This is a genomic window from Streptomyces sp. NPDC002144 (genome assembly GCF_053593695.1).
In genome coordinates this window covers 162940-177136 of the sequence record NZ_JBSFDB010000008.1, presented here as the reverse complement: position 1 = coordinate 177136, position 14197 = coordinate 162940, and the positions used below count along the sequence as shown (strand labels likewise).

Genomic DNA, 14197 nt, shown 5'->3' with positions numbered 1-14197 from the left:
CGACGGTTCCGGAGCCGCCGCACAGGGGACGGCGGCTCCGGGCCCTTTCCGACCCGTTGAGAGGCATCCATGACCACCGGCCAGGACACCGGTGTCACCGGCACCACGAAGAAAGCCGGCAGTACTGATACGGCGGCCGTATCGCCGGACGGTCCGCGCGACGGCACGTACGAAATCCTGCGCGACCGCCTCGCCGACCGGGCGGACGAACTCGCCCGCCGAGCACAGGCGTTGAACATCCGCAGGGCGGAGGAGTTCGGCTCCACCCGCCTGGAGCTCACCGGCACCGCCGCCCTCCGCACCGAGCAGAGCCGACTGCCCCGCGACCTCGTCGCCGTGGGGGACGCCCTGCTCCTCGGCTGCGCCCCGCCCGCCGGCCCCGCACCGCAGACAACGGTCACCGGCGTCCTCGCCCTCTACGACCGCGACCTGAACCGCCTGCCCGAGAACGCGGTGCCGGGACTGCTCGACGACCCGGCCTTCGTACGGGAATTCACCGAGCTGCACCGCTACTACCGCGACGCACGGCTGCTTCAACTGCGGCACGCAGAGGGCAGGTTGCTCGCCGTGTTCCGCATCGGCGAGCAGGCGGACGACATCCGGGTCCTGCGCTGGGCGCTCGCCACCGACGGCCGGGTCTCCTTCCTCGACGCGCGTGGCGAGCGCGACCATGTCCCGCCGCCCGCCCATGACTTCACCTGGACGGAGACGACCCGCGAGGACCACGTCCTCGGCCGCCACCCGCATGTCTCCGTCCAGGAGGAGGTGTTCGTCGGCACCTCCGGCGGCATCCTCACCGTGAAGGTCGACAACGACACCGAGACCGCCGAGGGCGTCCACAGCGAGCCGGTCGACGAGCCGCTGCAGTCCCTCGCCGACGCCGAGATCGCCTACGCGCGCGTGGGCGCCCTGATCCTGCTGCGCGTGCGTCCCTACAAGGAGGACACCCACCGCCACCTGGTCTTCAACACGCTGACCAGGACGGTCGTCCGCCTCGACGGCATCGGCCGGTCCTGCCGTCGGCTGCCCGAGGACCAGGGCATCGTCTTCCCGGGCGGATACTGCCTGGCCACAGGTGCGTACAAGACCTTCGACGGCGTGGACACCGGTGATCTGGAGTTCGAGCGGACGGTGCGCTCGCCGAACGGCGAGGACGTCCTGTTCGCGTACCACGCGCGGGTGAGCGGCCGCGGCCTGCTGCTGTCGTACAACCTGGTCCGCCAGGAGGTGGCGGCCCCGCTGGCGTGCCACGGCTGGGCCCTGTTCGAGGACGGCGCGCTGGTGGTCCTGCGCGGCGACTCGGACGAGCCCGCCCGCGTGCACCCGGTGCAGCTGTGGAGCTCGCCGTACGTCTCCGACACGTACGCCGCCGCCCGCCCCGTCGGCCCCGGTCCGCTGGCCCGTGTCGGCAACGCCGACCTCGTCCGGGGCATCTCCGACTGTCTGTCCCTCACGGCGACGGCAGCCGAGATGACCCCCACGACCGAGGTGTACGAGGCGCTGGTCGCCGCCTGTGTCCGGGCGGCCGACACCCACCACTGGCTCGGCGACCCCGAACTCGGCGATCTCCGCGCGCCGTTGGACGACGTACGGGACACGGCCGAGCAGGTGCTGGCCGAGTTCGCGACCGTCCGGGAGCTGACCCGCCGGGCCGCCGACGCGCTGACGGAGGCGGCCGACCGGGTCACCGCCCTCGTCCGCCGCCTGCGTGGTGAGGCTCCGCGCGACGCCGCCGGCTGGGCCGGAGGGCTGACCGAACTCCGCCGCGCGCAGGGGCGGTTGCTCACCCTCAAGGAGCTGCGGTACGCGGATGCCGCCCGGATCGACGCCCTCGCGGCCGGCGTAGAGGCCGATCTCGCCGGGTTCGGTCAGCGGGCGATGACCGCGCTGGCCCGCGAGGACGCGTTCGCCGGCTACCACACGGACATCGAGGCCCTGCTCACCGAGGCCGACGCCCTCACCACAGCGGCAGGCGCGGCACCTCTCGCGGCCCGCCTGGACGACCTGGCCGAGCAGCTGCGCACGGTCACCGACGTCGTGACCGGCCTGGACATCGCCGAGGCCACGGTGCGTACGTCCGTCCTTCAGCGGGTCGCCGACGTGCTGGGCGGCGTCAATCGCGCCCGGGCGGTGTTGGACACCCGCCGCCGTGACCTCCGGGGGAGCGAGGGCCGGGCGGAGTTCGCCGCGGAGCTGGCGCTGCTCGCCCAGTCGGTCACCGGCGCCCTCGCCGCGACCCCCGACCCGGAGTCCTGCGACACACAACTCGCCCGTCTGCTGGTCCAGTTGGAGGACCTGGAGGCCCGTTTCGCGGACTTCGACGACTTCCTCACCCAACTGGCCGACAAACGCACGGAGATCCACGAGACCTTCGCCGCCCGCAAACAGACCCTCACCGACGAACAAGCGCGCCGATCCGAGCAGTTGACCGTCTCGGCCCACCGCGTCCTGGAGACGGTGACCCGCCGCGCAGCCCACCTCCCCGACGCCGAGGCGATCGGCGCGTACTTCGCCTCCGACCCGATGGTCACCAAGGTCCAGCGCACCGCCGACGCCCTGCGCGCCCTCGGCGACCGCACCCGCGCCGAGGAACTGACCGGACGCCTCACCGCCGCCCGCCAGGAGGCCGCCCGCGCCCTGCGTGACCGCAGCGACCTGCACGCCGACGCCGGCCGCACCCTGCGCCTGGGCCGCCACCGTTTCACCGTCACCACCGAGCCCCCGGCCCTCACCCTGGTCCCGGACGGCACCGACGGCCTGGCCCTCGCCATCACCGGCACCGACTACCGCGCCCCAGTCACCGACCCCGACTTCGCGGCCACCCGCCCCTACTGGGACCGCCCGCTGCCCTCGGAGTCCCCCGAGGTCTACCGCGCCGAACACCTCGCCGCCCGCCTCCTGCACGAACACGGCGCCGCCGCGCTGACCGGCACCGACCTCGCACCGCTGGTCCGCCGCGCGGCCGAGGAGTCGTACGACGAGGGCTACGAACGCGGCGTCCACGACCACGACGCGACCGCCATCCTCACCAGCCTCCTCCGCCTGCACGCCTCCGCCGGCCTTCTCCGCCACCAGCCCGCTGCCCGTGCCACGGCCCAGCTCTTCTGGGCGCACGGCACCACACCCGAATCCCGGGCCGATTGGACCCGCCGAGCCCGCTCGCTGTCCCGGGCGACGGAGACCTTCGGGCTCTCACCCGCGGTCACCGACTTCCTCGGCGAACTCGCGTCCGCGATCGGCGCCGCCCAGCCCGCGCCGCCGACCGCTGGCGCGGCCCGGGCGGCGGGCGGAGCCGACCGCGCGAAGGCGGGCGGCACGGCCGGGGTGGCGCCCGGTGCGGCCGAGGAGGCGACCGGTGCGGCGGCGTACCTCTTCGAGGAACTGACCGCCGAGCCGGACGGCTTCGTGATCAGCGCGGGCACCCGGGACTTCCTGGACAAGTTCCGGCGCACGGCGGGGATCTCCGCCTACGACGACGATCTCGCCGCCCTCGCCGCCCCGGCCGCCCGCCGCCAGCTCGTGGAGGCGTGGCTGTCCGCGTACGCCACCGCGAGCGGCCACGTGGACCCGTCCGGGGGCGGCCTGGCGGAGGCGGTCGCCGCCGAACTCTGCCACGGGCTGACGCGCTACACGTCGGACGCCCCGCTGACCGCGACGGTCGACGGCCTCCTGGGCACCCACCCCCGCGTCACGGCCGGCACCCTCACCCTCCGTATCGACGAATTCCTGCACCGCACCGAGGAGTTCAGAACCCGGTCGGTCCCCGGCCACCGCGTCTATCAGCGCCGCCGTACCGCCCTGCTGACCGCCGAACGCGCCCGCGTCCGCCTGGACGACCACCGCCCCCGGGTCATGACGACGTTCGTCCGCAACCGTCTGGTGGACGAGGTCTACCTCCCCCTGATCGGCGACAGCCTGGCCGGGCAACTGGGCACGGCCGGCCCCGACGGCCGCCCCCCGACCGGCGGCCTGCTCCTGCTCATCTCCCCGCCGGGCTACGGCAAGACGACGCTGATGGAGTACGTCGCCGACCGTCTGGGGCTCCTCATGGTCAAGGTCGACGGCCCGTCGCTGGGCCGGTCCGTCACGTCCCTGGACCCGGCCGAGGCCCCGAACGCGGCCGCCCGCCAGGAGGTCGAGAAGATCAACTTCGCCCTGGCCGCGGGCAACAACACCCTCCTCCACCTCGACGACATCCAGCACACAAGCCCTGAACTCCTCCAGAGATTCGTCCCGTTGTGCGACAGCACGCGCCGGATGGAGGGCGTACGGTCCGGCGAGCCCCGCACCTACGACCTGCGCGGCAAACGCTTCGCCGTCTGCATGACCGGCAACCCCTACACCGAGTCCGGCACGGGCTTCCGCGTCCCGGACATGCTGGCCAACCGGGCCGACGTGTGGAACCTGGGCGACGTACTGACGGGCAAGGAGAAGACCTTCGCCCTCAGCTTCGTCGAGAACGCGCTGACCTCCAACCCGGTGCTGGCCCCGGTCGCGGGCCGCGACCGCGCGGACCTCGACCTCCTGCTCCGCCTGGCCGAGAACGACCCCACGGCGCACCCCGAGCGCCTGACCCACCCCTACGCCCCCGCGGAACTGACCCAGATCCTCGCGGTCCTGCGTCAGTTGCTGACGGCCCGCGACACGGTGCTGGCGGTCAACGCGGCGTACATCTCCTCGGCGACCCGGCCCGCCACGACCCGCACGGAACCCCTCTTTCGCCTCCAGGGCTCCTACCGCAATCTCAACCGCATCGCCCAGCGCATCCGCCCCTCCATGAACGCCGAGGAACTGTCCGCCGTCCTGGACGACCACTACCGCGCCGAGGCGCAGACCCTGACGACGGACGCGGAGGCGAACCTGCTCAAGCTGGCGGAACTGCGAGGAACTCTGACGCCTGAACAGGCCTCCTGCTGGGCGGAGTTGAAGAAGGCCCACGTCCGCACCCGGACCCTGGGCGGCCCGGACACGGACGCCCTCACCCGCGCGGTCGCGGCACTGGGCCTGCTGGCGGAACGAATGGGGGCGGTGGAGGCGGCGATCAGGTCGGCGGGGAGCCGGTCCTGAGACGAGAGCGACGCCTCTCAAGAAAACGGTAAGAAAACGATCTCCGCAGACAACCTTCTCCCTCCCCAACCCGTCCAATTCGTGTCCGACGCCGGTCAGTGCGCCGGAGTGAGTCCGTCTCTGTCCCATCTGGGGATGCCATGGGGGATGTCATGAGTCCTGTCTCCGTCGGGCGCGTGCTGCGCCGCGGGGCATGTGCCGCAGCCGTGGGCGCGCTGGTCGTCGCCGGTCCGGGGAGCGGGGCCGCGCTTGCCGACGACACAGCGCAGTCCGACCACCTGTGGATCCAGGCACCGTACGACCAGTCGGTCACCGTCGCCCCGGACGGCGGCACGGCGCAGTACCGGTCGCTGGCGCTCGGTCTCTACCACGACAACGACAACTTCACCGTGACCGGCGGCCGGCTGACGGTCGACGTCGCCGGGCTCGCCGGGGTCGCGGACGTGTCCTGGCCCGACAACTGCACGCCGAACGACGCGGGCACCGTCGCCGTGTGCGACACCGGGGACGTGCCGACCCGCTACAGCGCGCAGGTCCAGCTGAGGGTACGGGCCGCGGTGGGCGCCGCGGTCGGCGCGCAGGGCGCGATCGAGTACTCGGCCACGGCGACCGGCGGCCCCGACGGCACGCTCACCGCGCCGGAGGGCTCGGCGGAAACCTTCGTCACGGTCGGCTCCGGCCCGGACCTGGGCATCAGCGCCCCGACGGACGTCAGCGGCATCGCACCCGGAACCACCCTGACCGTGCCGTCCGCCGTCACCAACACCGGCAACGAGACCGCGCACGGCTTCACGGTCAGGATGTGGGCGACATACGGCCTTCGCATCACCACCCGCTACCCGCAGTGCACCTACACCGAGCCGGACCCGAACGGCGAGTACACGCCGATGACGGTCGCGACCTGCTCCTTCAACACGGAGGTGCCCCCGGGGGCGACGGTGCACCTCCCCGAGCCCCTCCGCCTCACCCTGACCCGCCACGCCCTCTACGAGCGCTTCGACTACGAGGTCGAGCCCGTCGGCGACACCGCCGACCTCGACACCTCGGACAACGGCCGCTCCTGGCACGTCAACGCCGACAACACGGCCGACTTCGCCGTCCACGGCACCGTGGCGACGGGCGCCGCCGGCGACACGGTCACCGCCGGCTTCCGCTTCGTCAACCACGGCCCGGCCTGGGTCGGCAACGTCGCCTCGGGCGACCCGGTGGCGGTGATCGACTACTACCTCCCCGAGGGCACGACCGCCACATCGGTCCCCAGCACTTGCCACCCCACCTCGACGTCCGGCGACGACCCGACGATCGCCCACTACGCCTGCACGCTCCCCCTGTGGGCCAAGCCGAACCTCAAAGTGGCCTTCCCCTTCAAACTCCACATCGACCGCCTGGTCCCCAACGCGACGGGCCACGTCACGGTCCACCCCCACTCCGACACGTCCTCGAACTTCGACCCGAAGCCGAAGAACAACACGACGAAGGTGGTACTGAACCCGACGACCTGACACCAGATCCCGCCGGACCTTCCTTACCGGGCAAGGCCGCACAATGTTCACGGATCGGCAATCGCAGTGACACCGATCCAGCCATCCTGGTGACGGTGGCTGTGTCTTGACTGTGTGCCCTCGCTCACCAGGAAGGTGCTGGCACATGGTCAAGAAGAGACGTCTGAGAGTTGTCGCGATATCGGTGGCGGCGTGCGGGATCGGGGTCGGCCTGGCGTTGTCCGCCGGCGCGGCCGACGCCAGTGGCGGTGTGGCGGCGTGGTCGTCGGTGCCGGCGGTCACCGACGTCCGCGGCGTCACCGCCCCGAACGTCCTGTCGCCCGGGCTCGCCGAGCACCCCGTCGCGCAGGGCTCCCTGAAGCTGGAGAACCCGACCGCCGAGGTTCCGTACTACGGCTACCTCGGCGACGGAACACTGCTTCCCGACCCTGCCGTCAAGCAGGCCCCGGGCGTGAAGATCGAGGCGAGCAAGACCGAGCCCGACAAGAACACCTACTTGCGGCTGCCCGGCCTGCACGGCGCCGACCCGTCGTACCCGTACGGCAGGCACTTCCTCTTCCAGGGCCACGAGGGCGGCGAGGCCGGGTACATCACCCGCGTCAACCTCGACGCCGACCAGGCCCACCGTGTGACCCTGCTGGCCACCAAGGAGACCGACGGCACGAGCATTCCCGCCATCGACGGCTCCACCTGGGACCCCTGGGCCAAGCGGCTGCTGTTCACCTCCGAGGAGGGGGCCGCGGGCGCCGTGCTCCAGGCCACCCCGGACATCGATTCGAAGGTCGAGGACATCTCCTCCGTCACCGGGCGGGCCGGCTACGAGGGCGTGCAGAACGACTCCGCCGGCAACATCTGGCTGGTGGAGGACAGCGGCGGAGCCACGGTCGCCACCAAGGCGAAGATCCCCAACAGCTTCGTCTACCGGCTGATCCCCTACGACAAGCACGACCTCACCAGGGGCGGCAGGCTCCAGGCTCTGCAGGTGGTCTCCCGTCGCAGCGGCTCGCCCATCGCGTACCAGGGCGTCGACGGCGCGCACCCCACGGGCGGAGCGTTCACCGACGACGAGAAGGACCTGACCAACTACGGCCCGGCCCTGAGCACCCACTGGGTGACCATCCACGACACCAAGACCGACACCAGCGGCAAGGCGTTCGACGCGAACGCCCTGGCGAAGGCGGCCAAGGCCACCCCGTTCAAGCGTCCGGAGAACGGCCAGTTCCGCCCCGGCACGGACTTCCGCGAGTTCTACTTCGACGCCACCGGCGACACCAACACCACCAGCACCGCCAACGACGGCTACGGCGGCTGGGGCACCCTCTACAAGCTAACCCAGAGCGACCCGCGCTCCGACAACGGCAAGCTCAGCGTCTTCTACACCGGCGACCAGGCGCACACCGGCATCGACAACGTCACCTTCCTCGACCGCACGCACGTCGCCTTCGTCGAGGACGCCAGCGACACGGTGCACACCCAGCGCGGTGCCCTGGACTCCGGGTACGTCTTCGCCACGACCACCGACTACTCGGGCGGCGCCCAGCCGGTGCGCTTCCTGGCCGAGGGCCGCGACCCCTCGGCCACCCTGGACAACATGCTGTCCGCGGTGAACGGCGGTATCCAGAACGACGGTGACAACGAGATCACCGGCATCCACGCCTCCGACGGCGACCCGGGCACGCACGGCATCCTCGGCGCCAAGGTGCCGACACTGTTCCGCGACGGCTGGCGCCTGTTCTGGACCCAGCAGCACGGCGACAACACCACCTGGGAGATCACCCCCCAGCCCACCAAATAACACCGGCCACCTGAGCGAGCCGGCAACGCTCCTCAGGCCCCCCAGACACGACAGAGGGCACCTCCGGAAATCCGGAGGTGCCCTCTGATCAGCGTCGGGGTGGCGGGATTTGAACCCACGACCTCTTCGTCCCGAAGCAACTTGGGTGGGTGTTGGACCTTGGACTGGCGAGCCGATCACCTGCGGCGACAGTCCGTGGGTTTCCGCGCTCGTTCGTCGGCGTTGTCACGCAGTTAGACACTCGGTCAATCCATTCCGGGCGCGCCTGGATGGCTTGTGCCTGGACCGGCGGGAGGTCAGCCCGAGGCCCTGGCCCCGTCGGTTCTCGGCCGCTCCGGTTCGCAAGTGTTGCGGCCCGTGGGCTAGCAGCTCTGCCGAAGCCCGGGCTCTGGTTTGCGTACGACGACAACGGCGCCGTTCACCGTCGGTGAGACCGGTGCCCGCCCGTGCCGGTGGGCGTTGCCGGATCAGCCTGCTCCGCGCCCGCGTTCGGCCTCGACACCTCCAACTGCTTCTCGACCGGCCTGCGCACCCCCGGACCGGGGCCCGCACCAGATCGGGCTCCTTGCTCACGGGCCTCGCAGCCTGAGCGGTGCGCGGGTGAGCGGCTGCCATGTCCACCGAGTCCTCGTGCGGTCACCGCCCCGGTGACCTGTACGACGGCTGTGACGTGTCTCACCGGAACCCGCCCGCACCGTACGTCAGTTCAAGACGTGACCACAGATATGCGAACCCGGGTGCGAAACGGAGATCCGGACGCCTTCGCGGAACTCTACGACGAGTGCGCCCGCGCGGTGTACAACCACGCCTTCCGGCTGACCGCCGACTGGTCGCTGGCCGAGGACGTGATGTCGACGACCTTCATGGAGGCGTGGCGGCGCCGGGCCTCGGTCGAGGCCGAAGGCGGCTCGCTGCGGCCGTGGCTGCTGGGCATCGCCACCAACGTCGCCCGCTCCCACCACCGCAGCAACCGCCGCTACCGCAACGCGGCGAGCGCCGCGGCCGCCGCGCACGCCGCCGAGGAACGGGTCGAGGACCACGCCGAGGAGACCGCCGGACGCCTGGACGACCGGCGCCGCATCAACGCCACGCTCGCCGCCCTCAGCCTGCTCAAGCGCCCCGAGCGTGAGGTCCTGACGCTGTGCCTGTGGGAGGGGATGGAGTACGTCGAGGCGGCCCGCGCCCTCGGCATCCCGGTCGGCACCGTCCGCTCCCGCCTCTCCCGCGCCCGCGCCCGGCTGCGCAAGCTCGCCGATGCACAACTGCTCGAAGAAAAACGGGAACCCACCCGCACGAACCGGCAGATAACAGGTGATCGCGGATACGCGGTCCGGTCCGCACAGGAAGGAAACCGATGAACGCCAGCCCCTCCCACCGGCCCCACCCGGCCGAGTGGACGGAGACGCAGAGTCTGCTGCCCTCCGCCGAGCGGGATCTGCCGGCGGGCCGCCACCAGTTCCACAAGGAGCAGATGATGGCCCGGATCCACGAAGACCTCCGCACCTCCTCCCGTACCTCCGCTGCCTATCCGGTCGCGCCCGTGAAGCGCTCCAACCCGTTCCTGCGCCGTACGATCCTCCTGCCCGCCGCGGCCTTCGCCCTGGCCGGCGCGGTCGTAGGCGGCCTCGCCGTGACCGGCGGCGGGGCGGACGACGGCAAGACCACCCTGGCCACCGGCCCCGCACTGACCACCCGGATCGGTGCCGCCGACGCCAAGGGCGCCCCCCAGCTCCTCGAACGCATCTCCCTGGCCGCCGCCGACACCTCCGCCCCCGCCCCGCGCAAGGGCCAGTACATCTACATCGCCTCGAAGGTGGCCGACACCTACATCAAGACCGTCGGCGACAAGAGCGAGGCGGTCAGCAACGAGCTGCACTCCCGCCAGGTCTGGAACTCCCTCGACGGCAGGGACGGCTGGCTGATCGAGGCCGGCGAGACCAGCGACAAGGGCATCACCCTGAAGAGCGACACCCCGTTCAGCGGCGCCTACAACGCCCTGGCCGCGCTGCCGACCGACCCCGACGCGCTGCTGCAGCGGATCTACCGCGCGTCGGACGCCGTCCGGGACCCCGAAGTCCCGCGCGACCAGGCCGCCTTCGTCGCCATCGGCGATCTGCTGTTCGAGAGCTACCCGCCCGCCGAGGTCGGCGCCGCCCTCTACAAGGCCGCGGCCAAGATCCCCGGAGTCGTCTCGGTGGATGACGCGGTCGACGCCACGGGCCGGCACGGGGTCGCGATCGCGCGGGAGAACGACACCGACGGCGAGCGCACCGAGTGGATCTTCGACAAGAAGACGCTGCGGTTCCTCGGCGAGCGCATCGTGGTGGTCAAGGCCACGGCGGGCAATCCCCTCAAGGTCGGTACCGTCACGCACACCAGCGCGATCACCGAGCGCGCGGTCGTCGACGCCGCCAAGCAGGTTCCCGGGCAGGTGAGCTGAATGCGCGACAGAACCGCAAGCGCCTCGCTGGCCGCCCTGCTGGTGGCGGGGCTGATGACGGGCGTCTCGGTGGCCGCCACGGGCTCCGGCCTCGGCGTACGGACGCAGGACACCGCCACGGTCGCGGCGCCCGGCAGCCCCGCCCTCGGCGCGCGGACCGCCGGCTCCGCCTCCGCGGCCGGCCGGTACGTCACCCTCCTCACCGGCGACCGGGTCCGGTTGGACGCCCGGGGCCGGGTTACGGGCGTACGGCGGGCACCGGGCCGTGAGCACGTCCCGGTGTCCGTGCGCGGCGTCGGGGGCGATCAGTACGTCGTTCCCGCCGATGCCGCCGCCCTGATCGGCCAAGGCGTCCTGGACATGCGGCTGTTCGACGTCAGCGGCCTGATACGCGCCGGCTACGACGACACCCGGCGCGGCACGCTCCCGCTGATCGTGTCGTACGAGGGCAAGTCCGCCCAGCGCAGGAGCACCCAGAAGTCACTGGTCGCGGACGCGGACGCCACCGTGCGCCGGGAGCTGCCCAGCGTGGCGGGCGCCGCGATCACCGTGCCCAAGGCCGGGGCCGACGACATGTGGCAGGCCCTCACCGAGGAGCAGGGAGTCGCGCGGGTCTGGCTGGACGGCCGGTTCAAGGCCCCGGCTGACGAAGACGGCGCGAAGGCCGGGGAGGCGGGCGGCGGCGTCGCGCAGATCGGCGCCCCGGCCGCCTGGGCGGCCGGATACGACGGCAAGGGCGTCAAGGTCGCCGTCCTGGACACCGGCGTCGACACCACACACCCGGACCTCGCCTCGGCGGTGAAGGCCTCGAAGAACTTCACCAGCACCGGCAGCACCGACGACATGGCCGGCCACGGCACCCATGTGGCCGCGACGCTGGCGGGCTCCGGCGCACGGTCCGGCGGCCGGTACAAGGGCGTCGCGCCCGGTGCCGGGATCCTCAACGCCAAGGTGCTGGACGACAACGGCGAGGGCAGCGACTCCGGCGTCATCGCCGGCCTGGAGTGGGCCGCCGGGCAGGGCGCCAAGGTGGCCAACCTCAGCCTGGGCCAGGCCGACACCCCGGGGGAGGACCCGGTCGAGGCGGCGGTGAACGCCCTCTCGAAGAGCACCGGCATGCTCACCGTCGCCGCGGCCGGCAACGAGGGCCCCGACGCGGGAACCGTCGACTCCCCGGGGGCCGCGGAGTCGGCGCTCACCGTGGGCGCCGTCGACGGCGAGGACCGGCTCGCCGACTTCTCCAGCACCGGCCCGACCGCCGACAACGCGCTGAAACCGGACCTCACGGCGCCGGGCGTGGCCATCGTCTCGGCGAGGGCGGCGCACGGCCACATGGGCGACCCGGCCGCCGACGGCTATGTCTCCATGTCCGGTACGTCGATGGCGACGCCGCATGCCGCGGGGGCGGCCGCGATCCTCGCCCAGCGGCATCCCGACTGGACCGGCGCACGGATCAAGCAGGCGCTCACCGCGTCCACCACCCCGACCACCGGCGCGACCGGCTACCAGCAGGGGACGGGCCGACTCGACGTGTCCCGGGCACTGGAGGGGGAGGTGGCGAGCGAACAGACCTCCGTGTCCTTCGGCAAGCAGCTGTGGCCCCACACCGACGACCGGCCGCTCACCCGGCACATCACCTACCGCAACGACGGCGACCACCCCGTCACCCTGGACCTGACGGCCACCGCGACCGGCCCCGGAGGCAGCACGGCCCCCGTAGGCATGTTCACGCTGAGCACCACACAGCTCACCGTGCCGGCGGGCGGCACCGCCGACGTCGATCTCACCGCGGACACCCGCGTCGAGGCGGCGGACGGCACCTACTCGGGCACGCTCGTCGCCACCGCGCGGAACGGCGCCGACCCCGCGGCCGCCGACCCCGCGGCCGTACGGACCGCCTTCGGCGTCGTACGCGAGGCCGAGGCACACGACCTCACCCTGAAGTTCCTCGACCGCGGCGGCCGGCCCGTGAGCGCTCCGCTGACCGAGATCCTCGGATACTCGGGCACGTACTGGACCACGAACCTCGAGGACTCCGAGCGGATCTCCAAGGGCGTGTACCGGGTACGGGTCCCGCGCGGCGACTACGTCGTGGACACCGTGCTGGCCGACGCCAGTGGCACCTCCGCGCTGGTCCGGCCCCGGCTCTCCCTCACCGGGGACACCACGGTCGTCTTCGACGCGCGCAAGGCGAAGCCGGTCCGGATCACCGCGCCGCATGGCGCGAAGATGTCCGACGGCCAGCTCAACGTCGCCGTCGGCACCGGGGACAGGGGGAGCGCATCGCATAACAGCACCCTGTTCTGGGGAACGTTCAAGAACCTGCGCACCGCGACCCTGGGTCCGACCGCCCCGGCCGGGAGGCTCAGCACGCAGCTCGGCGGCCTGTGGCAGAAGGGCAGCACCACCTACCACCTGCTCCACAACCTGCCCGACCGCTTCCCCACCGGCTATCGGCACACCACGCGCATGAACGAACTGGCCCTGCTGAAGCGGAACTTCGGCTCGTCCGCCGCCCACCGCAAGGGCACCGTCAACGTCCTGTGGAGCGGCCCCACACTGTCGCTGGGCACGGTGAGCGACCCCTTCCCGCTGCCGACGACCGCGAAGATCTACGTCACCACGCCCAAGGGCTTCAAGTGGACGGCCAACCTGGGCCAGCGAAACGCCTCCGGAGACGACGACGTCTTCTACGGCACGGAGAGCGCGAGGTCGTACCAGGCGGGCCGGACCTACGCGGCCACGTACAACGTCGGCGTCTTCAGCCCGATCACCGGCGGCCCGTACGGCGCACAGCGCGACGGCGACACCCTGGACCTGTGCGTCCCCGACCTCGCCGACGGGGCCGGTCATCCCGCCTCCTCCGTCGCCAAACGGCACACGACGGTCACCGCGGACGGCAGCACCCTGCTCGACAACGACGGCGACCTCTGCCAGACCGTGGAGAAGCTCCCGTCCGTCCCGGCCCGCTACACGATCCGGACGAACCTGACCCGCCCGCCAGGCGTGGCCACGACCACGAGCCGCCTGACAGCGGCCTGGACCTTCACGTCCAGCCCGTCCGACTCCGGCTCGCTGCCCCTCTCCACGGTCCGCTTCCACCCGAAGCTGACCCCGACCGGCACGGCCCCCGCAGGCCGCCGCACCACGATCCCCCTGTCCCTCCAAGGCCCAGCAGCCACCCACCTGAAGTCCCTGACGGTGAAGGTCTCCTACGACGCCGGCAAGACCTGGTCCGCCGCCCCGGTGACCACGACCCACGGCAAAAGGACCCTCACCCTGACCCACCCGGAAAACGCCCGCTCGGTCTCCCTCACATCCACCCTTACCGACACCACCGGCAACACCTACGCGGTGACGATCCTGAAGGCATACCTCCTGACCTGACGTGGT

At 71.9% G+C, this 14197-nt stretch carries 6 protein-coding genes; all 6 read left to right on the top strand.

What is annotated here, in order from left to right; genetic code table 11:
- Nucleotides 1-69: 69 nt before the first annotated feature.
- The 6 genes from ACWCQ1_RS14785 to ACWCQ1_RS14760 all read left to right on the top strand — a co-directional run bounded on the left by ACWCQ1_RS14785 (nt 70) and on the right by ACWCQ1_RS14760 (nt 14191).
- Complete coding sequence (locus ACWCQ1_RS14785; protein ID WP_451026620.1) at nt 70-5067, top strand: DNA repair ATPase; 4998 nt, start codon at nt 70-72, stop codon at nt 5065-5067.
- Between the two features lie 152 nt (nt 5068-5219).
- Entirely contained in the window at nt 5220-6569 is a 1350-nt protein-coding gene (locus ACWCQ1_RS14780) for a COG1361 family protein (protein WP_358598155.1), read from the top strand.
- Between the two features lie 145 nt (nt 6570-6714).
- Nucleotides 6715-8364 carry a hypothetical protein gene (locus ACWCQ1_RS14775; RefSeq protein ID WP_358598152.1) on the top strand — a complete coding sequence of 550 codons (1650 nt, stop codon included), beginning with the start codon at nt 6715-6717 and terminating at the stop codon, nt 8362-8364.
- Between the two features lie 713 nt (nt 8365-9077).
- Complete coding sequence (locus ACWCQ1_RS14770; protein WP_358598146.1) at nt 9078-9722, top strand: RNA polymerase sigma factor; 645 nt, start codon at nt 9078-9080, stop codon at nt 9720-9722.
- On the top strand, nt 9719-10804 hold the full coding sequence (locus ACWCQ1_RS14765) for a CU044_5270 family protein (RefSeq protein ID WP_358598143.1): 1086 nt from the start codon (nt 9719-9721) through the stop codon (nt 10802-10804). Before ACWCQ1_RS14770 ends, ACWCQ1_RS14765 begins: the two co-directional genes overlap by 4 nt.
- Nucleotides 10805-14191 carry a S8 family peptidase gene (locus ACWCQ1_RS14760; protein ID WP_451026619.1) on the top strand — a complete coding sequence of 1129 codons (3387 nt, stop codon included), beginning with the start codon at nt 10805-10807 and terminating at the stop codon, nt 14189-14191. It begins immediately after the preceding gene.
- Nucleotides 14192-14197 lie beyond the last annotated feature (6 nt).